17 protein-coding genes are annotated in these 20,249 nt (G+C 72.3%); 4 read left to right on the top strand and 13 right to left on the bottom strand.

Annotated features, from left to right (window positions below):
• Positions 1-30: 30 nt before the first annotated feature.
• From VLK66_RS20920 to VLK66_RS20905, 4 genes are all read right to left on the bottom strand, one after another.
• On the bottom strand, positions 31-2,769 hold the full coding sequence (locus VLK66_RS20920; protein WP_325311424.1) for an FkbM family methyltransferase: 2,739 nt from the start codon (positions 2,767-2,769) through the stop codon (positions 31-33).
• 144 nt (positions 2,770-2,913) lie between these two features.
• The gene (locus tag VLK66_RS20915; RefSeq protein WP_325311423.1) at positions 2,914-3,930 is read right to left on the bottom strand and encodes an NAD-dependent epimerase/dehydratase family protein; all 1,017 of its coding nucleotides are present in this window, start codon (positions 3,928-3,930) and stop codon (positions 2,914-2,916) included.
• A gap of 86 nt (positions 3,931-4,016) precedes the next feature.
• Positions 4,017-4,649, bottom strand: a complete 633-nt coding sequence (locus VLK66_RS20910; RefSeq protein WP_325311422.1) for a Type 1 glutamine amidotransferase-like domain-containing protein — start codon at positions 4,647-4,649, stop codon at positions 4,017-4,019.
• 34 nt (positions 4,650-4,683) lie between these two features.
• Positions 4,684-5,676: an aldose epimerase family protein gene (locus VLK66_RS20905; RefSeq protein WP_325311421.1), complete on the bottom strand. Its 993-nt coding sequence runs from the start codon at positions 5,674-5,676 to the stop codon at positions 4,684-4,686.
• Positions 5,677-6,058: 382 nt separating this feature from the next.
• Here VLK66_RS20905 and VLK66_RS20900 point away from each other — a divergent pair, with 382 nt between their 5' ends.
• A complete protein-coding gene (locus tag VLK66_RS20900; RefSeq protein WP_325311420.1) occupies positions 6,059-6,550 on the top strand; it encodes a hypothetical protein in 492 nt (163 codons plus the stop codon).
• A 281-nt stretch (positions 6,551-6,831) separates the two neighbouring features.
• Positions 6,832-7,077, top strand: coding sequence for a hypothetical protein (locus VLK66_RS20895; RefSeq protein WP_325311419.1), 246 nt, complete (start codon positions 6,832-6,834; stop codon positions 7,075-7,077).
• Between the two features lie 335 nt (positions 7,078-7,412).
• On the opposite strand, the gene VLK66_RS20890 is transcribed toward VLK66_RS20895, so the two are convergent.
• Genes VLK66_RS20890 through VLK66_RS20860 form a run of 7 tightly spaced genes read right to left on the bottom strand, consistent with a single transcriptional unit; the run spans position 7,413 to position 15,276 of the window.
• A complete protein-coding gene (locus VLK66_RS20890) occupies positions 7,413-9,038 on the bottom strand; it encodes a class I adenylate-forming enzyme family protein (protein WP_325311418.1) in 1,626 nt (541 codons plus the stop codon).
• A gap of 15 nt (positions 9,039-9,053) precedes the next feature.
• A complete protein-coding gene (locus VLK66_RS20885) occupies positions 9,054-9,305 on the bottom strand; it encodes a phosphopantetheine-binding protein (protein WP_325311417.1) in 252 nt (83 codons plus the stop codon).
• Complete coding sequence (locus VLK66_RS20880; protein WP_325311416.1) at positions 9,298-10,470, bottom strand: hypothetical protein; 1,173 nt, start codon at positions 10,468-10,470, stop codon at positions 9,298-9,300. Before VLK66_RS20880 ends, VLK66_RS20885 begins: the two co-directional genes overlap by 8 nt.
• A gap of 32 nt (positions 10,471-10,502) precedes the next feature.
• Positions 10,503-11,324, bottom strand: coding sequence for a BtpA/SgcQ family protein (locus VLK66_RS20875; RefSeq protein WP_349260525.1), 822 nt, complete (start codon positions 11,322-11,324; stop codon positions 10,503-10,505).
• Positions 11,321-12,958 carry a pyridoxal phosphate-dependent aminotransferase gene (locus VLK66_RS20870; RefSeq protein WP_325311414.1) on the bottom strand — a complete coding sequence of 546 codons (1,638 nt, stop codon included), beginning with the start codon at positions 12,956-12,958 and terminating at the stop codon, positions 11,321-11,323. Before VLK66_RS20870 ends, VLK66_RS20875 begins: the two co-directional genes overlap by 4 nt.
• Positions 12,959-13,007: 49 nt before the next feature.
• Entirely contained in the window at positions 13,008-13,874 is an 867-nt protein-coding gene (locus tag VLK66_RS20865) for a TauD/TfdA family dioxygenase (RefSeq protein WP_325311413.1), read from the bottom strand.
• 34 nt (positions 13,875-13,908) lie between these two features.
• Positions 13,909-15,276, bottom strand: a complete 1,368-nt coding sequence (locus VLK66_RS20860; RefSeq protein WP_325311412.1) for a hypothetical protein — start codon at positions 15,274-15,276, stop codon at positions 13,909-13,911.
• 242 nt (positions 15,277-15,518) lie between these two features.
• On the opposite strand from VLK66_RS20860, the gene VLK66_RS20855 reads away from it, so the two are divergent.
• Positions 15,519-15,644, top strand: coding sequence for a hypothetical protein (locus VLK66_RS20855; RefSeq protein ID WP_325311411.1), 126 nt, complete (start codon positions 15,519-15,521; stop codon positions 15,642-15,644).
• A 252-nt stretch (positions 15,645-15,896) separates the two neighbouring features.
• Here VLK66_RS20855 and VLK66_RS20850 read toward each other — a convergent pair whose 3' ends face one another.
• Complete coding sequence (locus VLK66_RS20850) at positions 15,897-16,109, bottom strand: tetratricopeptide repeat protein (RefSeq protein WP_325311410.1); 213 nt, start codon at positions 16,107-16,109, stop codon at positions 15,897-15,899.
• Positions 16,110-16,828: 719 nt separating this feature from the next.
• Here VLK66_RS20850 and asnB point away from each other — a divergent pair.
• Positions 16,829-18,493 carry an asparagine synthase B gene (gene asnB, locus VLK66_RS20845; RefSeq protein ID WP_325311409.1) on the top strand — a complete coding sequence of 555 codons (1,665 nt, stop codon included), beginning with the start codon at positions 16,829-16,831 and terminating at the stop codon, positions 18,491-18,493.
• Positions 18,494-18,670: 177 nt separating this feature from the next.
• Here the strand turns inward: asnB and VLK66_RS20840 are convergent, their stop codons facing one another.
• Positions 18,671-20,047 carry a CHAP domain-containing protein gene (locus VLK66_RS20840; protein WP_325311408.1) on the bottom strand — a complete coding sequence of 459 codons (1,377 nt, stop codon included), beginning with the start codon at positions 20,045-20,047 and terminating at the stop codon, positions 18,671-18,673.
• Positions 20,048-20,249: the final 202 nt, after the last annotated feature.

Here is a 20,249-nt window from a genome sequence, read left to right as displayed (position 1 = left end):
CCGGACGGCGGCGCGTGCCGCACGGAGGGCTCAGCTCCGGTCCGGCGTCGTGGCGTCCTCGATCCAGCGTGCCATCGCCGACACCGTGCGCGTCTGGAAGATCGTCCGCAGGCGCATCTCCACCCCGAACCGCTCGCGCACGCGGGCGATCAGCCGGGTGGCGACCAGGGAATGCCCCCCCAGCAGGAAGAAGTCGTCGTCGCCGCGCGGCTGCACGTTCAGCAGCTCGGACCATACGCCTGCCAGCACCCGCGCCACGTCCCCTCCATCGCCGCTCCCGCCCTCCCTCCCGCGCTCCTCCGCGCCGGCCATGGCTCCGGGCGCCCCGGGCGCCGGCGCCGCCGCGGAGGCGGCATCGATGCCGGCCGGGCCGTCCGGCCCGGGAGGGAGCGGGACCCTGTGGCACCGCCGGCCACCCCCGGCGGCGGTCCAGTCCGGCCGCACCCCCGCGGCCCAGAGCCGTCCCAGCGCGCCCAGGAGGAAGGCGGGCTCCGGGGTGTCGTCGGCCCCGTGCGGGAGCGAGGCCACCCCCACGGGGGGCTCGGCCCCGCTCGCCGCGGCCTGCTGGCGGACGAACGTGCCCAGCGAGCCGCCGGGCCCCGCCTCCACCAGCACGCGCCCCGGCTGCGCCAGAAGCTCCGCCGCGCCGGCGGCAAAGCGCACCGTGCGGACCAGGTGCCGCGCCCAGTAGTGCGGATCCGTGGCCTCGGCCGCGCTCAACCAGCTCCCGGTAACGTTGGAGAGCATGGGAATGCGCGGGGCCCTGAGCCGCATCCCGGCGGCGAGCGCGGCCACCCGGTCGGCCACCGGCTGCAGCAGCGGCGAGTGGAACGCGTGCGTGGCCGCCAGGCGGCGCACGGCGTGTCCGCTCCCGGCCAGGCTCTTCTCGACGCGGGTGATCGCCTCCTCCGCGCCCGAGAGCACGGACAGCCCCGGCGCGTTCACCGCCGCCAGCGCCACGTCTTCGGCCAGCCATGGGCCCAGCGCGTCGGGAGCAAGGGAGACCGCGAGCATGGCGCCCGGGGGAAGCTCCTGGATGGCGCGGGCGCGGAGCGCCACCAGCGCCAGGGCGTCCTCGAGGGAGAAGACGCCGGCCACGCAGGCGGCCGTGTACTCGCCCAGCGAGTGGCCCGCCACCACGTCGGCGCGCACGCCCCACGACTCCCACAGGCGGGCAAGCGCATAGCCCACGGCGAACGCCACCGGCTGCGCCACGTCGGTGCGATGGAGAAGCCCGGCGGCCCCGGAAGCGGGCGCGCGGCCCAGCATCCGCCGCAGGTCCAGCCCGCCGGGAGGCGCCCCCGGTGGCGGCTCCCGATCCGCCGCGAAGAGGACGTCGCGGAGGTCCCACCCCAGGTGGGTCCGCAGGTGGACGGCGCACCGGTCGAGCTCGGCCCGGAAAACGGGCTCCGTCTCGTACACCCCGCGTCCCATCCCGGGGTACTGCTCGCCCACACCGGGGAAGAGAAAGACCACGGAGCGGCCGGACCCGTCCACCACTCCTTCAGAGGTCCATGCCGGGTCGCGGGCGCGGAGGCGCGCGCAGGCGTCGTCCCCCGCGCCCACGACCACGGCCCGGCGGTACGCGAGGTCGCCCCCGCGCGAGCTCCCCGCCAGGGCGGCGCCGGCCGGCGGCAGCTCCGGGTGCGCCGACAGGTGCCGCGCCAGGCGCTCCGCGCCCGCGTCCAGCCCCGGCCGCGTGGCGGCCGACAGGAGGAGGAGCTGCCAGGACTCCGCCCCGGCCGGGAAGGGGGCGGGCCCCGCGGCCGCCTCCCGGCCCGCCGCCCCCGTGGAAACCCGCGGGCATGCGTCCGCCGTCCCGGCGCCACGCAGCGGGTCCCGCGCACGCGGCATGCGGCGGTTCACGGCGAAGAGGTTGTGCAGGACGGAGCCCTCCACCGCCTCGTCCTGCTCCACGGCCACGCGGAAGCCGCGCCCTTCCAGGAGCCGCGCGACCGCCTCCAGGCGCCCGTCCAGGTCGTGCACCTCCATGGCGATCTGGCGGATGCGGGGCCAGTCGTGGTCGGCGATCCCGCGCAGGACGTCCATCTCCGCCTTCTGCACGTCCACCTTGAGGAAGTCGATCCGCTCCACCCCCTCCTCGCGGATGACCGCCGAGAGCGGGCGCAGCCTGCACTCCATCTCCTCCGCCCGGAAACGCTCGTCCAGCAGCTCCTCGGCGTACTCCATCAGCGCGTCCATCTCCGCCGCTCCCTCCCGGCGCCGGCGATCCATCATCGCCCGCAGCACCGCGCGCTCCTCCTCCGGGTCGGCGTAGAACGACGACATCCCGGAGCTGCCGGGATAGAAGGTGAAGCGCGCGGTGCGCTCCGCGTCGGCGATCCCGTGGTTGAAGGTGCGGGCGGCGGCGCCGTTTAGCGCCAGGTTGGCGCACAGGCGGCGGAACAGGGGAGGGGCCGGCTCGAAGGTGTAGATGCGCGCTCCCGGGGCGTGCCAGTGCGCGAACAGGGCGAACATGCCGATGTTGCCGCCCACGTCGAACACACAGTCGCCGGGGTGCAGGGTAAGGCCGTGGCGCAGATACACGCGCTTCACGAAGAGGTCCTCGAAGAAGTGCCCGGCCTCCACCCGGCTCTGCGTGACGATGGTCATGCCGTTGGGCAGGCGCAGGCGCTCCGCGGCCGGAAAGCCGGCCGCCCCCGCCGGATCGGGGGTCGCCGGCGTCGGGGCGGCCGCCCCGGCCGGAACGCCTCCCGCGATCGCCGCCGGAACGCTGGAGCCGCTGTCGAGCTTGTCTGGCATGGCCATGGAAGATCCATGTCGGCGTGAGGTGTCCGGCCTACCCGAGGGATTCCCTGCGCCCGCCGCGGCGCGGCCGTACGGTTGCCGATCGGCTCACCCCCGCGAACGCGTTCACCGTACGTTCCCACGGGGCGGCCGCCCGGCGTGGGCTCACGTTCCCGGCCGCGAGGTTTCCCGTCCGTCCACCCCGTCGTCCCCCGGCGAGTCGGCCGGCGCTGAGGCGGCTGCCGCCGCCCGCACCGCGGAGCACAGCGCCTCCTCGGGCTCCACCACCTCGGTGTACCCCAGCTCTCCGCGGATGCGGCTGCTGTCCATGAGAAGGTGCTGCGCGAAGTTCGTGGTTTCCGGCAGCTCCGAGACCGAGGGCCGTCCCAGCCTGCCCCCGTCGCGAACCAGGCGGACGGCGCCCTGCCACCCCACCACGGCGCCGATGCGGCGGATCCACTCCAGCTCGGTGAAGTCCTGCAGCTCGGCCACGTTGTACGCGCGGCCCGGCGCACCGGCTTCTACCACCCGGGCGATGGCGGCGGCCGCGTTGTCCACGTAGGACCGCGCGTTGCGCCACCGGGCTGCCGTCTCCTGCAGGGGGATCTCCGGCCGGCCGTCGAGCATGGGGCGCACGTACGGCGTCAGGCGGTGGTCCGGGTCGCCGGGGCCGTAGACCATGGGCAGGCGAACCACGCTGCACGCCAGGTCCGTCGCGCGAAAGTACGCCTGCTCGGCGGGGATCTTGTCGTAGTCGTGCAGGGGTCCGGGCTCCACCGAGTGGCTCCGGTAGGGGAAAAGCCGCGTGCGCAGCGGCGAATCCTCTCGCGACGGCGTGTTGTCCACGGCCCCGGGCTCCGAACCCATGAGCACGCCGAACCGGCGGTACACGCTTCCGCTGCTAACGGCGACGACCCGGGGCACGATCCCCCGGACGGCGTCGATCACCCGCTGCGCGTCGGGACCGTTCCTGGGCACCATGTCCAGCACCACGTCCGGCCGGAGCGCTCGAATCCGTTCGCGGTACGCCAGCAGCTCCGCGCGGTCGCCGTGCAGGTGGTGCGTGTCCCGGGGTTCGCGGCACGTGGCGCCGCGGTGGAACAGCGCCAGCTCGTGCCCGTGCATTGCCCGGACCACCGCCCGGCCGATGAAGCCCGTTCCCCCGACGATCAGGATCCGCATGACGATGGGTCGGCCTGGAAGATGGCCCCCGTGGGGGCGTGAACCGCGAGGACGTGACGGCGTCTGCTCCGGGTGAACCCTCCGCGTCAGGACACCACCTCCTCCCGTGCCCCGTCGACCACGATCACCTGGCCGTCCCGCAGCGCCCTGAAGAGCATGGCGTGGTCGATGTAATACTGCACCAGCGCCTCCACCGCGGCCGATTCCGGGTGATCCGACCGGTAGTGCGGGGCCACGGAATAGGGGAGCACCCCCAGGCAATCCCAGGTGATCTCACCGTCGCCGGCCGCCCGGGGATCGTCCACCAGCTCGACGCCGTGCAGCGAGGGGCCCAGGACCGCGGCGGCCGCGCTGAAACCGCCATACACCAGCGCGTCGCGCCGCAGGAGGCGGCGCAGCAGGTCGTCCATCCCGCTCGACTTCATGGCGCCGCGCAGCACGAAGCTGTTGCCGCCCCGCACCCAGACCAGTCCGCACCCCGCCAGCTGCTCCGCCAGCCTCGCGGGCGCGCCCGCGTACGCGCGGAGGTCCAGTTCCCCCGCCTGGAAACCCAGGCCCTCCATGACGGCGATCTCCTGCCGGACGCGCAGCTCCCGGTCCCCGGCAGACATGGCGTCGCAGGCGTTGAGGATCACGGCGGCGCGCCGCTTCTCGCCCACCAGCGTCACCAGCCGGTCGGGGGCGTTGCCTAGCCTGAAGGAGGACAGGTACAGCCGCATGGAACGAAATGCCGGGTCCTGGCGGGGAACGCGTTCAGCCGACGAAGAAGTGGTGCACCGTCTCCTGCCGGTAGCACTCGCCGGGTTCCAGCCGCGCCGAGGGGAAGTCCGGGCGGTTGGGGGCGTCGGGGAGCGCGGTTGCCTGGAGGCACAGCCCCGCGCGCGGAGGGCGCAGCCCCTCGCCGGAGTACACGGCCAGGGCGGGCTGGTCCGTCTGCACGCGCATCGTCCGACCGCTCGCGCGATCGTGCAGTTCCGCGGCAGGGCCGGCATGGTCCAGGGCGTAGCAGTGGTCCAGCTCCAGCCTCCCGATCTGCCGCGGAACCCGGAAGTCCAGCGGGGTCCCGGCCGTCTGCAGCAGGGGTCCCGCGGGGATCAAGGCCCCGTCCACCCCGACCACGCGCCCGGCGTTCACCGACAGCCGGTGGCCGTCGATTCCGTCTTTGCCCGCCAGGTTCCAGTAGGCGTGGTTCGTCAGCCCCACGACCGTGCTCGCGGTCGTGCGGGCGCTGTATCGGAACGCGAGCCGGCCGTCTGCGTGGACGCGGTACTGCACCTGGGCGGAAAGCGCGCCAGGATAGCCCTGGTCGCCGTCGGCGCTTTCCAGCGACAGGCGCAGCACCAGCTCGTCCCCGGCACGCTCCGCGCCGGCCTGCCAGACGTAGCGGTCGAACCCGATGGATCCGCCGTGGAAGTGGTGCTCTCCCACGTTGCGGTCCAGACGGTGCTCCCGCCCCCCGATGCGCAGGCGCCCCCGGGCGATGCACCGGGAAAACCGCCCCATCGTGGCCCCCACGTAGGGGTTCCGCGTCCGGTCCTCGTACGCGTCCAGGTCGGGCAGCCGCACGGTCACGTTCTGCCGCTCGGCATCCCGCCCCGGTACGAGCGTCTCGACCAGGGTGGCGCCGTAGGTCCAGACGGTGACACAGAGCGCGGGGCCCGCGTCGAGCGTGTACGCGTCGACGGCCGTGGGCCCCTGGCCCGCATGGCCGCGCGTGGTGCCGACGTGCGCGCGGGTGATCTTCATCCCTGCCATCCGTCCACCTGCCGCGAAATCAGGAACGTGAGGAGTGGCGTTGAAAAGGAAGGATGTTTCCCCATGCTATCACCCGTCCTCTCCCCCAGCAACCGCGGGCGCCCGCCAGGAGGGAGGGAGGCGGCGACTGGCCGGCGTCGGGCAGGGCCAGGCGCGATTCGCACGGGCCGGGACGTTCCGGCACTGCCGCTCGCGGGTCCACGTCGGGTACGCGCTGCAGGCGCGACTGGCCGGGTGAGGCGAAAGCGTTCCGGGGGATCTTGTCACTCCTCCGGGGCCTCCTGTAGTATGGCGGAAGCCGGCCTTCCAACGTCCGCGCAACCCGGCTGTTCGTCCGGCGCCCGTCGTTCCCCACCCGCCCGCCGCCCGCACCGTGACCTGGTCCTGGGAAGTGGCCACCGATCCCCGCACGGTGCACGAGCTGCTGTGCGCGTGCGACCGGCACACGGCGGTGCCCGCCGCACCCGCGCCCGTCCGCAACCCCGAGACCACCCGCCGCCGGGTGGGCGAAGGCGCCGTGCACCTCCTTCGGAACCAGGGCGAGCCCGTGGCCACCTTCACGCTCACCTGGAGTCCGCCCTTCGCGGCGGACCCGTCGGTGTTCCCCCCCGCCCGCAAGCCCGCCTACCTGGGCCGTCTGGCCGTGCATCCCGCGTGGCTGGAGCGCGGCACCCTGGCGGGCGTGCAGTGCCTTCGCCGCGCCGCGGAAGTGGCTCGCGCCGGGGGCGCCGACGTCCTCCGGTCGGAAGCCAATCCCGACCTGCGCTCCGTCCGCGCCCTGCTCGACCTGTTCGGATTCGTGGAGCATGCCGCCGCCCAGGACTCCGACGGCCGGCGCCGCGTATACCTGCAGCAGGTGCTCTGATACGAACTCCGGGAGAAGCATCGGTGCATCCGACCCACTCACGTGCTGCCCCGCCCACAGATCGGCTTGCAAGGTGTTGTGCTGATGCGACTTGCAGTATGACCGGCCTCAGGATGACGTCGGGTGGGGTGCAGTGCGGATGCAGAAGCTGATCTCCCGGATCTGGTATGACTCCAGCGAATCCCAACACGGCCGGGTCGCCAGCGTGCAGAAGTGCCCCACCGGGCCGCCGAGGCGGTGATGTGGGTGCGGAGCTGCGGTTGAGGTTCCCGCCGGGCAGAATGGCGCAGGTGCTTGTAGCGCAGGTGATTCCCTCGCCGGGCGTGACCCTGCTGGCAGCGCCTCTTTTCGCCGACGGCACGGTCGGACCGCCGGTGCGCATGGAAGCGACGGGACGCCTGCACCGCGCGATGCTGCGCACGGATCACGTGCCGCTGGTGGGAGCGCTCATAACCGGGACCCGTGAGCAGGCAGCGGACCCGAAAACGTGCCGACTCGCGAACAGCTTCGTGATTGAGGAGAAGTGATACTGGACTGGTCCTCGATTTCGTTCTGCACCGACGGCGGCCATCCAAGCGTCTGCCAGGATCCATGAGGCGGGGGATGCGGACTTCGGCGCGGCAAGCGAGGAAGCCGTGCACCTGCCTCGGCACGAGGGCGTGCCTGTAGCCCACGGCCACGCTCACCTGCGGCTCGCCGTTCGCGGCGGACCCGTCCGTGTTCCCCCCCCCGCGCAAGCCCGCCTACCTCGGCCGTTGGTGGTGCATCCGAAGGTGCCCTCACCAAGCCGTGGAGGCGCCAACCGCCTGATCCAGCCCCTCCCTCTGCCGGTCCGTCCCGGGGCACTCTCCGTTCCCCGGAGTCACTGCGGCCCGGCGCCGAGCGTACGCGCGAGCTCCATCCGCAGGATCTTTCCGGTGGGGGTGCGGGGGATGGCGTCGAGCCGCACGATCTGCCGCGGCAGGGCCGCGGGTGGAAAGGCGGCGCGGAGCCCCGCGAGCACCTCGCGCGTGTCTCCCGGGTAGACCACCGCCACGAGCACCGCCTCGCCCAGCAGCGGGTCGGGCACGGCAACGGCCGCGCCGTCCACCACTCCGGGAAGGGACCGGAGCACGCGGTCCATCTCGTCCAGCGAGACCGACTCGCCACGAACCTTGGCGATGTTCTTGGTGCGCCCGGTCAGGACCAGGAAGGGGTGCTCGCACGCCTCGTCGTGCACCTGGAACCCCAGGTCCTGGGTGTGGAACCATCCGCCGCGGAACGCCTCGGCCGTGGCTTCGCGGTTGTTCGCATAGCGCATCATCACGTTGTGGCCGCGCACGCATACCTCGCCCACGGTTCCCGGCGGGACGGGAACCCCGTCCGGGCCCAGCACCGCCACCTCGTTCCCGTACAGCGCCGTTCCCACGGACGGGATGTCGCGGTCCAGCATCAGGCGACGGTAGGCCGCGTCCGAAAGGCCGCGCGGCATCGTGGTGGAGAAGTTCACGGTTTCCGTGAGCCCGTACCCCTGCATCACCCGCGCGCCGAGCCGCTCCAGGACCCGCCGCGCGGTCCGCGCGGACAGGGGCGCCGCCGCCGAGACGAAGTACTCCAGCCCGGCGGGAACGGAGCGGCCGCGCCACGTTTCCACGAGCACTTCCAGGATGCTGGGCACCACGCTGGCGATCCGCGGGCGGACGCGCTCCACGAGCGCCGGATATCCGAACGGGTCCAGGGCGTGCGCGAACACCACGTGCGCGCCCGCCGCCAGCGTCCCGAAGACGGTGAGGTGCAGCGCGTTCACGTGGTGCACCGGAAGGCACGCCAGGAGGCGGTCGCCGGCCGCCAGCGCATGGTGGCGGCGCACCCCCTCGGCGTTCACGGCCGCGTTGTAGTGGGACTGGGCCACCAGCTTGGAGGCCGCGGTGGACCCGGACGTCCCGAAGAAGAACGCATCGGCTTCGGGGAGCACGGCGGTCTCGCGCGGGGCCCCGGGCGGAATCCCTTGCAGCGCGGCACCGTCCGGAAGGAGAAGGGCGCCGGGATACGCGTCTTCGCCAACACCGGCGCCGCGCAGGACGACCCGCACCCCGAGCGCCGCGGTCTGCTGCCCCAGGCGTGCCGGCGGGTCCGCCGGGTTCAGCAGCAACACCGCGCATCCTGCGTGCAGCACCCCGAACACGGCCACGATGGAGGGCACGTCGTTCAGCGGCAGCAGCCCGACCACGCCGCCGGGGGCGACGCCGGCCTCGCGGCGCAGCCACTCGGCCAGGGCGCGGCTCCGCAGGTGCAGCGCGCCGTAGGTCAGCGTGGCCGCCTCTCCCGCGGCGGAAATCGCCGTCAGAAATGGGCGGCCCTCCTGGGCCCTCGCCCGCCGCGCCAGCAGGTCCAGCAGCGTGTGGGGAATGGGCAGGCGCTCACGGAACGGGCGCCCCCGGTAGGTGTGCGCGCCCTCGAAGTCTGCGGTGAACGCGTCTTCCGCGGCGTGTGGAACGGTGAGGTTCATGCGGCGGCGGCGAAGTCAGTCCCGGGCGCCCAGCAGGGATCGCACCGCACGCGCCAGCGTGCGGGGGGTGGAAAACACCTCCGGACGGAGCAGGTCGGCCGGAAACTGCACGCCGAAGCGCGCTTCCACGGCCAGCATCAGCCGCACGGTCTCGAGCGAGCCGAGCCCGGCCTCGCGGAGCCCGGCGTCCGGTCCGGGCAGCTCGCCTCCGGCGGCGGAAAGCTGCGCGCGCGCCAGCTCGAAGACCGCGAGCGTGAGATCATCCATCGCAGCGCGGCCGCGGCGGTCCGGAAGGGGCGCGGGGAACCGGGGCGCTGGATCTCTCCGCCCCGCCATGCGCGCGGGCGAGATACGCGTCCATGCCGGCACGCAGCGCCGGGCGGTCGGACTGGAACGGGCTGCGGCCCAGAAGCGCGGCGAGCGCCGCGGCCACGGCCCCGGCGAACAGGTGATACAGCAGCGGCGAGAACTCCTCGCGCGGCGCTCCCCACACGGGGAGCACGGCGGCGGCGTGTCTCGCCACGTGCACGTCCTCGGCGGGGGTGACGGCGACCACGCGGCGTCCCAGGCCGCGCGCGGCAGCCGCGATCTCCCCTGCCCGGCGGTGGGCGGGACCCGGCGGCGCGACCACGAAGAGAGGCATGTCCACGGGATACGCGAAGCGCTCCACGTGCCACCACTCCTCCACGTCCTGGGCGGCCGCGAAGACCCCGGCCCCTTCCGTCAGCTTGGCCGCGGCGAACTGCGCCGTCCCGTGGCTGGGGCCGCTGCCCAGCACCAGCTGAGCGGGCGCATCCGCCACGAGTTCCGCCACCTCCCGGCACCGGGTCCGGTTCGCCCCGTGCGTCACCTCCACGGCATCGGCCAGCGCGCGAAGCTCCCGGCGGAGCGTCGCCGCCCGGTCCGGGGCAACTCCGCCGCGGACCTCTCCCAGCCGGATGGCCAGCACCAGCAGACCCGCCAAATTCGCCTGGAAGGTTCGCACCCCCGGTGAGCGCTCCAGTCCCGGAAGCTCCACCACCACCGCCCCGTCCGCCGCGCGGGTAACGGGGCTGCCGGCGGTCGTGGTGAGCGCGAGCGTGCGGCAGCCGTCGCGGCGCGCCCGCTGCACGGCCTCCAGCACCAGCGGGGTGGCCCCCGAGGCGGTGATCGCCACCACGAGCGGCCGCCCGCCCTCGCCGGTACCGCCAGCGGGCGGCGGTGTGTACCCCAGAAACGGCAGGGTCCCCGCGGACCGGCAGTCCACTCCGCCGATCGTGTGGAACGCCATGGTCGCGGCGCCGGCGGCGTGGCGCGAATCGCCGGATCCCACCAGGTGCACGGAGCGGGTCCGGCTCCAGGCCTTCTCGGCCAGGATCGACGCCAGCTGCCGGTCCACCGCGTCCACCACGGTCCGCAGGTCGTCCGCAAGCCGCTCCAGCTGGCGGAGCATGGCATCCGCCCCGGGAGACGGCCCACTCACGATCACGCCTCCAGCTCCCGGACGACACGCACGTAATCGCGTACGCGGCGCACGTCGATGCGGCCGCCCCAGCCCCCTTCCTCGAGGCAGCTGCCAACGAAGGCGCCATCGGCCGCGGCCAGCAGGCGCGAGGCGTTCGCGTGGGTGGTGTGCCCGGAAAGGAATACGCACGCCCCGGGAGCCTCCCGCCGGACCGAGTGGATCTTCCGGAGCGCCTCGTCCTCGTCGGGGTGGCCGACCGCCACGGCGTCGGCGCCCACCTTCAGGGCGCGCCGCGCAACGTCGCCCGCGGACCGAGCCTCGCCGAACCAGCGGAACGCGTCGGAGTCCACGTCCGCGATGATCTGCACGCCGCGAGCGTCGATCTTGTTGCGGTACTCCATCACGCCCATGGGGTCGGCGTGCACGAGGCCGAACTCCGTCATCGTCGCGCCCACGAGCGTTCCCGCGCGGACGAACCCGGCCCCGGCCACCCGGGCTACGGCCAGCGAGGCCCGGATCGCATTGCGCATGAGCTGCACGCCCACGACGAAGCCGGGACCCGTGGCCTCGACCACCGCGTGGACCACCCGGGCCGCCGCGGCGACCCGGGCCGGGTCGCTTTCGTCGGCCACCCCGTACACCCGCTCCACCGTCTGCACCAGGCAGCCGTCGGCGCCGCCGTCCTGCAGGGCGCGGGCGGAGTCGACCGCGGTCTGCACCGTGCGGGCCAGCGAGCCCGGCTCGTGGTAGGGCGTGCCGGGAAGGGGCTGCAGGTGCAGCATCCCCAGGATCTGCTTGCCACGGGGCCGGCCCCCGCACGGGACGGCCGGCGGGAGCGTCAAGCGTGCGCTCCCGGGACCGCCGCCGCCGCGGCTCCGTACGCCGGGGCCACAGCACAATCGTCCGGCTGGACGCGCATGGAGCGCCGCCCGCCCAGCCGCTCGAGGCCGAAGCACAGGTCCTCCCAGCGCCGCGACGTGGTGATCCGCATGAGCCCGCCGGAAAAGCAGAAGGTCAGGATCCCCGGAAACACCGCTACGCCGGTATCCCGCAGGAGCTCCCGGAAGCAGCGGTACGAGTCGTTCCACTCGGGGAACTCGGCCGCCAGATTGATGGAGCAGCGGGGCGCGATCACGTGGGCCGAGGGCCCGTCCAGGGCGGCGACGGCCGCGGCACGCAGGGTGGTGAGCGCGTGCTCGCGCGACCGCCGCTCCTCGCGGTAGCTGCGATATCCCTCGCTCAGCCCGCGCACGTCCAGTCCGTACGACGCCTCGAACTCGGCCATCTCGCGGGGTCCCGGCGTGTCGACACCTTCCAGAATCCACCGTTCCATGCGGGCCAGCACTTCCACCGCCGTATAGAAGAAGGAAGGCGGGCCCCCGAAGGTGGTCGAGGCGTACTCGTAGTACTCCGAGATGAACCGCGCGTCCGCCAGTATCCACCCGATCTTGAGCCCTGGGGCCGACCAAGCCTTGGACAGGCTGGAGATGCGGACGACGTTCGGCGCGGCGCGCGCTGCCGAGAACGGCTGGACGGGCCCCAGCCACTCGTGACACTCGTCCAGCAGGATCGTGGTGGAGGGCGACGCGCTGGCCACGAGGCGCGCGAGCTCCGCCTCGGGAACGGCGGCCCCGGTGGGATTGGCCGCCGTCTGCAGGAGCACCAGGGGTGTGCCTGGGGTGAGCGATGCAATGAGCGGGTCCAGGGACACGGTCCCGTGCGTGGCCGTCAGCGGGACCAGCCGCACGCCGCCGCGCCGCGCGACGGCTTCCACCAGGGGGGGATAGTTGGGGATGGCGCACAGCACCGGGGCCGCCACGGCCGAGTTCCCGAGGATGAAGTCGGCAAGGGAGCTCACCGCGAAGGTGCCCCCCATGGTAAGCGCCACGTTGTCCGCCCCGTAGCCGCCCGCGGCCATGCGCGCCGTCTCGTACGCCGCCACCGCCTCGCGCGCCGGGACCCGCCCCCGCGAGTCGGAATACCCGTACCAGTCCCGCTCCAGGGCGTACGAGACGCATGCCTTGAACGCCCTGGGAAGGCCCCAGCGTTCCTCGTCCACGGAGCCGCTGGAAAGGATGACCCGCGCGCTGTCGCGCAGGTCTCCGTACAGGTCTTCCCGAAAGAACCAGTTGAAGAGCTCCTTCACGAAGCGCACGGCTGCGCGCGACGACAGGACCTCCTCGGGCTCGACGGTGCGCCGCCGCCGAGAGCCCCGCCATTGCTCCACCAGCCGCGGACGGTGGCCCGGCACCCCCGCGCCGTGCTCCACCCGGCCCAGCCACAGGTCTCGCAGCTCGAACGGATCGCGGGGGTCTCGCGCGCGCTCGAACACCTCCAGGACGTGCGCGTCCAGGACCGGCACGTAGCTCTCACGGGCGTGACGGACGGCGCCGGCGCGAGCAGCCGCCTGGTAGGCGGCACCCGGCAGGTCGGGCGGCGTGGGTGCGGACGGGAGCGTATCGAATAACTTCGGCATTCGGAATCCCGATGGTGACCCGGGTGCTTCGGCGCGCAGGCGCGGAAGCTCACGGGGGCGCGATGATGCGCAGCCGCTGCAGGTGGCGCGGGCGGCTGGACGGGTTTACCGCACCCGCCGTACGCCCGTGGAAATGGAACGTGTTGTCCATGATCACCAGCATCCCCCGGTTCCAGTGGATGCCCGTCGCCCCCTCCGGCGCGTACATCGCCGCAAGCAGCCCCCGCAGGGCGCCGTTCACGTCGTCGGCGGCGGCGTCCGGGGCCGCGTGGGCCCAGTCGAGGGGGTGCTCGTGGAAATCCCGGAACGAGAACACCACGCGGCCCTCCTCGTGCCGGACGATGAAGGGTACGCTGGCGCTGTTCCTGTACCGGGTGCTCGCGAGCAGGGCAAGCTGTTCCGGCGTGATCCGCGCACGCACCTCCGCCATCGGCACGAGCACCGTCTGGGCCGCGGTGGCGTCGTCTCCGGGGTCGCGGCACATCAGGACGATGTAGCGGGGCTGGGCGGCGGCCGGCCGGGCGCTGCTCTCGGTGTGGAGCGTAAGGGCCTGGGTGGCGAAGGGCTGCAGCGCAACATCACGGGTGTGCCCGTGCCGGGAGACCAGGTGCAGGATCACCTGCTGCTCCACCTGCGGCTGCACGGCGGGATCCGTCTCGGGCATGGCCGTGCCCAGCAGCCGTCCCAGTGCAAGGAAGCGGTCCGCCGGCACCGGCTCGTCGAGCTGCACGACCGCCAAGCCGCGCGCCCGCAGGTCGTCCCGGATCTCTGCTTCGGCCGCACGGGGAAACCCCTCCGCGGAGGCGGCCCGCACGGGTGCGGAAGGGGCGGGCAGCACCGGGCCCGCCTCCAGCAGCGCCCGGCGCCCGGCGACGTGCGGGTCCGACATGCGCTCCAGGAAGGTGCCCTCGATCATCGGCGCGGTGTGCTCCGGTTCGTGGTCTGCACCGTCACGCCCAGTGAGAGGTAATCTGCTCGACGCCCGCGCGGCGGGTGATGGGCAGGAACTCGCCGTCTTCGGTGATCATCGCCTCCGCCGGCCGGGGAGTGGTGAGGAACTCGCTGTGCGTGACGGCCCCGTACGCCCCGCAGTCCAGAAACACGAGCGTGTCGCCCGGCTGTACCCCAGCCTCCCCGCATCCGGCGATCCGCACCCGCTTCGCCAAGTAGTCGCTCGTGTAGGTGGTGGGCCCGACCAGCGTGTACAGATCGTCGCGATCCGCGCCCGGCCGCTGCCGCTCCAGGAAGTAGTGGTGGCGCTTGCCCACCACGGCCGGCGCCGCGGCCCGCACGCTCATGGAGGACGCATCCACGCCCAGGATGACCTCGCGCTCCGAAAAACCCGGCTTCCGGGACAGCACGCGCGTCGCGAAGACGCCGGCCGATGCCACGGCGGAGCGGCCGATCTCGAGCCGCAGCGTCAGGGTACGGCCGAAGTGCGCGTTGATCCGCCGCATCAGCCCCTCCACGAAGGCGTTCAGGGCGCGCCAGTCGAACCGGGCGCCCCGGGTCTCGTAGTCGTACCCGAACCCGCCTCCGATGTCTACGTGCAGCAGGTCGGGAAAGCCTTCCGCGATCTCCGCGAACCGGGCGAAGGGCTCAGCGAACCGCTCGGCCGACGCGGTCCCGGTCCCCCGGTACATGTGGATCGAGGTGATGCGCAGCCCGTGGGCGTGGGCGAGCGCCAGGGTCTCCGGGATCTCGGACACGGAGACGCCCTGCCGCGCCCGCTGCATGTTGTCGTCGAACTGCACGCGCAGCCCAACCGCCCGCGGCGCGCCCGCCGTCGCGGCCGCTACGCCGGCGTAAGCAGGGATCTGGTCGCAGGCGGTCAGGTGCACGTACGTCCCGTGCCGCACCAGCGCCATCATCTGTTCCCGTGAGATGCTCCCCCCCGAAAACACCGATTCGGCAAGGCAGGCCTCCATCTCCGCCCGCGAAAGCCCGCCGCGCTCGAGCGCACACGCCAGTACGTCCGCCTCCAGGGGGCTGTTGAAGTGGAAACGCCATCCGAACCGGGCGGCGCGGCAGAGCACGGGCCAAGCCCGGTTCGTCACCATGGCGAAGTAGAACTTTGTGTCCGGATAGGTAACCGCGTCCGTGATCCTCCGCAGGTTGTCCAGGAGCACGGACTCGCTGTACAGGTACAGCGGGGTCCCGAACGTCTCCAGGGCTTCGGCGATGGGGTGCCCGGTGAGAAGCAGCTTCCCGGAGGGTGCGAACTCCGCCGCCGGCGGGGCCGTATCCGGCCGCGGCGCCCCCGCGGCTTCACTCCGGCGTTTTTCCGTCGCGCGCGGCTCTGCGCTGATCTGCAGCATGGGGAACGGAGGGTAGAAGGACGTCGGCGGAAACGGAGGAGGAGGCGCTTCCGGCAAGGAGCTCTCCCACGCCGACAGCATCGCCAAGCTAGGAACCGCAAGTTCCGGTTGCAAGGATTCCGTCGGAACGCCCGGACGCTCGCCGTTCCGCCGCGGCCGCGCGTCGAATGGGCCAGGTAGCGGGACACGGGAACCGCAAGTCTCACACCTGGGGAGGAAGCAGCGTCCTCGATTGGAAAGCCGTGGCCGCGATCCCGCTCGGGCGCTTCGGCGACCCCGGCGAGGTCTGGCTCGCGCTGCGCTTCGTGCTGGAGTGCGGGTTCTTCACCGGCCGGGTGATCGAGATCGACGGCGGCGCGCAGATGTGACGGCCGTGGGGAGACGGGCCGACTGCATCTTCGTTCGAGTGCCCGGCTCACGCCCCGCCGCGAGACTGTGGGACCGGAGCGACCCGCGAGACATGCCACGCATCATCGCGCTGCGAAGGCGACTGTCGCAAGATGATCTTGATCCTGATGTGCCCGCTCGTCGACGCGAATCGTTCCACAGGCGGGACACTCCGCGCGTCGCCGCCTGCCGTGGAATTCCTCCGGCCAGTTATGACGGGCGGGCGTCCCGGCTCAGCCTCCCGGGCGGCGTAGCCACTCCATCGCGCGGGTGTCGTAGCGGTCCAGCTCCAGCGCGCGGCGGAAGGCGGCGCGGGCTTCGGAAATCCTGCCCGCCCGCACCAGCGCCAGTCCCAGCCCCGCATGGCCGTCCACGGAGCGCGGCTCGATCTCGGTCTCCAGCGTGCGCAGCGCCACGGCGTCGGGCGCCCGCCCGCGGGCGAGCAATGCATCGGCCAGGAGAGCCAGCTGCTGCTCGAATTCCTGGACCTCCGCGCTCCCTGCTGGAGTCGTGGCGCTCGGTTCCGGGTCCGACGGCGCTTGCCCCGGAGACGCTTCCTGATGATCAGTCAGGGAGGCTCCAAGCTGGGTATAATTCTGGGCATGCGCTTCCGGCGGAACCCGGCAGATTCCTCGATGACACCGGCAGGGCTCTTCCGGAACATCGATGGTTCCCAACAGCTTGCCGAACTTCGTGCCGGAACGCGCCTGAATGGGGTTCAGGGGGTCGCCGGTTCAAATCCGGCCGTCCCGACCAGAATAAGCGAAGGCCCTGCATCGACTTGCGATGCAGGGCCTTTTCGCGTACGAGTGCAGCGAGCTCTGCGATGAACCTTTTCGAATCTCCCACGAAGCCCGGAGCGGTGCCGCCGCCCCCGTTGACAGACTCGCGGCTTCGTGATGATCTTCCGAAAGACGCCGGCGCGCGGCCGGCACCTGCAACCGTGGCTTTCCCGATGCGCGCGATCTTCCGCAACCTGAACAATCGCCTCAATCCCGACTCCTCCAGGAGCCGCGGGACCGGGCGCGCATTGTCGTAGGCGGACGAACGCACGCTGCAGGGCCACCAGGCGGCTCCTCGGAGATCGAGGAGCCGCTTTCGTTTTTCATCTCCCCTCGACCTCCGGATCCGCGACCCACCCACCCGACGACCGGAGGTAGCTCGCATGTGCTCCATCCTCGGCATCCTCGACATCCACGGGCCCGCGGCGCCGCTGCGTGCCCGCGCGCTGCGCCTGTCCGCGCTGCAGCGCCACCGCGGCCCCGACTGGTCCGGCGTGTACGCCTGCGACCGCGCGATCCTGGCGCACGAGCGGCTGGCGATCGTGGACGTGCTGCACGGCGCGCAGCCGCTGCGCGACTCCACCGGCACGCTGGTGCTGGCGGTGAACGGCGAGATCTACAACCACCGCGAGCTGCGCGCGTCGCTGCGCCAGCCGTTCGCGTTCGCCACCGACTCGGACTGCGAGGTGATCCTGGCGCTCCATCGCGAGCGCGGCGCGGACTTCCTGGGCGAGCTGAACGGCATCTTCGCCTTCGTGCTGTACGACGCGGAGCGCGACCGGTGGCTCATCGCCCGCGACCACATGGGAATCGTGCCGCTCTACACCGGGCGCGACGAGGAGGGGAACCTGTACGTGGCGTCGGAGATGAAGGCGCTGGTCCCCGTCTGCCGCGAGGTGGCCGAGTTCCCGCCTGGGCACCTGTGGGAGAGTGGCGACGCCGAGCCGCGGCGCTGGTACCACCGCGCCTGGCGCGACTACGACGCGGTCCGCGGCGCGCCCGCCGATGCCACCGCGGTGCGCTCGGCGCTGCGGTCGGCCGTGCGGCGGCAGCTGATGAGCGACGTGCCGTACGGAGTGCTCCTTTCCGGCGGGCTGGACTCGTCGGTGATCGCGGCGTGCGCGGCGCGGTTCGCGGCGCGGCGGGTGGAGGACGAGGGGAAGAGCGGCGCGTGGTGGCCGCGGCTGCACTCCTTCGCCATCGGGCTGGAGGGCGCGCCCGACCTGGCCGCCGCGCGCCAGGTGGCCGCGCACCTGGAGCTGGTGCACCACGAGTTCCACTTCACCGCGCAGGAGGGGATCGACGCGCTCTCCGACGTGGTCTACCACCTGGAAACCTTCGACGTGACCACCATCCGCGCGGCCACGCCCATGTACCTGATGGCGCGGCGCATCCGGGCGATGGGGGTGAAGATGGTGCTCTCGGGCGAGGGCTCGGACGAGATCTTCGGGGGATACCTGTACTTCCACCGCGCGCCCGACGCGCGGAGCTTCCACGACGAGACGGTGCGCAAGCTGGACCGGCTGCACCGCTTCGACTGCCTGCGCGCCAACAAGGCGATGGCCGCGTGGGGCGTGGAGGCGCGCGTCCCCTTCCTGGACCGCGACTTCCTGGACGTGGCGATGGGGATCGATCCGGCGGCGAAGATGGCCGGTGGCGGGAAGATGGAGAAGCACATCCTGCGCGAGGCCTTCGCGGATGCGCTCCCGGATTCCATCGTCTGGCGGCAGAAGGAGCAGTTCTCGGACGGAGTGGGCTACGGCTGGATCGATGCGCTCCGCGCGCACGCCGAGGGCGAGGTGAGCGACCGCGAGCTTGCCGTTGCCCGCTACCGCTTCCCGATCGGCACGCCGGCCACCAAGGAGGCGTATCTCTACCGCTCGCTCTTCGCCGAGCACTTCGCGCTGGACTCGGCCGCGGCGTGCGTCCCCGCGGGCCCGTCGGTGGCCTGCAGCACTCCCGAGGCGCTGGCGTGGGACGCCTCGCTCGCGGCGGTCACGGACCCGTCCGGCCGCGCCGTCCGCGGCATCCACCAGCACGCGTACTGATGGAAAGCGGTGGCCGCGTGATCCTCTTCTCCACGTTCGAGAAGCGGGGCCCCCGGTGTGTAGGAAGTGAGGCCCTGCATCGCACGGCGATGCAGGGGCCTCACCTCCGTTCTCCGGTCGTGGTCACCGACACCACCGGTCCCCACCTGTCTCGCAAGGCCGGTGAGGCGATGCGCGTCAGAAGTGGATGTAGTTCTCCACGGCCACGGCGGGAATGCGGCGGCGCCCGTAGCGGCAGCCGGTGGAGTAGTTGTATTCCTCGACCAGGATCTCGCCGGTGTCCAGGAACCGGGCCGAGACGTAGGCGACGTGACCTGTCGTTCCGTTCCACTGCGCGATTGCCCCGATCTCCGGCGACTTGTCCACGCGCAGGCCCAGCCTGCGTGCCGCTTCATCCCAGCAGGTGGCGTCGGACCATCTCGTCTTCGGCTGGCCGTTCGAGCAGACGTACGAGGGTACGTTACCGTCGAAGTTGCTGATCCGCTTGCCATCCCGTTCGAGACGCCAGGCCGCGAACGAAGTGCAGTTCGACTTCACGAAGTTGTATGTGTCTCCGCCGGTCGTGCAGGGTGGGCCGATGATCCATGAGCGAGGGTAGTCGTCCCCAATCGGGCGGTTGGGCGCGCATACGGCGCCCGATGCCCATAGCACGCCGTTCGTCTGGGGATATGGTCCCGCGTAGATCACGAGGTTGCAATCGTCCTGGATGGCGAGCCAGGCGCCGGGGTGCCCGCCGGTGCCGGAGGTCCACAACGCCACCCCGTTGCCGTCCGACGCCACGAGATTCCCGTCTCCCTGCATCATCAGGAGGCTGGTCCCGTGGTTCACCGTGTTGGGGGCCGTCCAGAGCGGGACCTGCCAGCCGTAGAGCACGACGTTTCCATCGCCCTGAACCGCCAGCGTGGCATTGCCGGCAACGGACCTGACCTCCACCGTGCGCGAGAGGCGGTCGCCCGGCAGCATCCGGCCCGCGGCGGGCCGAGGCGCCCGGCACGAGGTGTTGCTCGTCCAGAGCACGGCGCCGCCCTGCGGGAACGGTCCGGCGTAGATCACCAGGTTGCAGTCGTTCTGGACCGCGAGCCATGCGTTCGGGTGCCCCGCGGTGCCGGTCGCCCAGAGCGGATGCAGCGCCGCATCGTACGCGACCAGGTTGCCGTCGCCCTGCATCTGGACGAACGCCGTTCCCTGGGCGCCGGTATTCGGCGCGTTCCACGAGGCACCCGCGGAGTCGTACATCACCAGCGTCTGATCCGTCTGGAGAATGAGCTCCGCCACGCCGTTGCACGACACGGCGAACTGTTCCTGCTGCAGCGACTCGCCCGGGAGCAGGCGGCCGCACCCGGACGGCGGCACCGCGTCGGCGCCCGGGGCGGACGCCGGACCGCGGACGGGTCCGAGCGGCGAGCCGGATTCGCCGCAACCGCCCAGGACAAGGAGGGCAAGCGCGAGGAGGACGAACTGCGCCCATCGGCGCTCGCCCGTGGACGTGGAAGCGGCAACCGGGACGGCAGTGGACTCCGAGGAGCGGGGTGGGTGTGCGTCGAAATTGCGCATCGGGAGTTCCTCCAGTTCAGGATGGCGTACGTGACATGGATCGGAAGCCGGTGCTCCCGACAATCCCCACGTGCGGGTCCGCTTCACCTCCTTTCCAGGTCCGCCGCCGTCACACGTTCCACTCGCCGGCGTTTCTCGATAGATTGTGTCCGAAGATTGTCGCCGACCGGGCTTGACGGTGGCGGTTCGGGCGGCGGGTTGC

The organism is Longimicrobium sp., from assembly GCF_035474595.1.
In the GTDB taxonomy this organism is placed as follows: Bacteria; Gemmatimonadota; Gemmatimonadetes; order Longimicrobiales; family Longimicrobiaceae; genus Longimicrobium.
Note: the sequence above shows the minus strand (reverse complement) of the source record. Positions and strands in the feature narration are given on the sequence as shown.

What these genes read in the sequence shown, in the direction of transcription:
- VLK66_RS20920 (WP_325311424.1), bottom strand. Translation starts at nt 2,769, where the DNA reads ATGGCCATGCCAGACAAGCTCGACAGCGGCTCCAGCGTTCCGGCGGCG.
- VLK66_RS20915 (WP_325311423.1), bottom strand. Translation starts at nt 3,930, where the DNA reads ATGCGGATCCTGATCGTCGGGGGAACGGGCTTCATCGGCCGGGCGGTG.
- VLK66_RS20910 (WP_325311422.1), bottom strand. Translation starts at nt 4,649, where the DNA reads ATGCGGCTGTACCTGTCCTCCTTCAGGCTAGGCAACGCCCCCGACCGG.
- VLK66_RS20905 (WP_325311421.1), bottom strand. Translation starts at nt 5,676, where the DNA reads ATGAAGATCACCCGCGCGCACGTCGGCACCACGCGCGGCCATGCGGGC.
- VLK66_RS20895 (WP_325311419.1), top strand. Translation starts at nt 6,832, where the DNA reads ATGGCGCAGGTGCTTGTAGCGCAGGTGATTCCCTCGCCGGGCGTGACC.
- VLK66_RS20890 (WP_325311418.1), bottom strand. Translation starts at nt 9,038, where the DNA reads ATGAACCTCACCGTTCCACACGCCGCGGAAGACGCGTTCACCGCAGAC.
- VLK66_RS20885 (WP_325311417.1), bottom strand. Translation starts at nt 9,305, where the DNA reads ATGGATGATCTCACGCTCGCGGTCTTCGAGCTGGCGCGCGCGCAGCTT.
- VLK66_RS20880 (WP_325311416.1), bottom strand. Translation starts at nt 10,470, where the DNA reads ATGCTCCGCCAGCTGGAGCGGCTTGCGGACGACCTGCGGACCGTGGTG.
- VLK66_RS20870 (WP_325311414.1), bottom strand. Translation starts at nt 12,958, where the DNA reads ATGCCGAAGTTATTCGATACGCTCCCGTCCGCACCCACGCCGCCCGAC.
- VLK66_RS20865 (WP_325311413.1), bottom strand. Translation starts at nt 13,874, where the DNA reads ATGATCGAGGGCACCTTCCTGGAGCGCATGTCGGACCCGCACGTCGCC.
- VLK66_RS20860 (WP_325311412.1), bottom strand. Translation starts at nt 15,276, where the DNA reads ATGCTGCAGATCAGCGCAGAGCCGCGCGCGACGGAAAAACGCCGGAGT.
- asnB (WP_325311409.1), top strand. Translation starts at nt 16,829, where the DNA reads ATGTGCTCCATCCTCGGCATCCTCGACATCCACGGGCCCGCGGCGCCG.
- VLK66_RS20840 (WP_325311408.1), bottom strand. Translation starts at nt 20,047, where the DNA reads ATGCGCAATTTCGACGCACACCCACCCCGCTCCTCGGAGTCCACTGCC.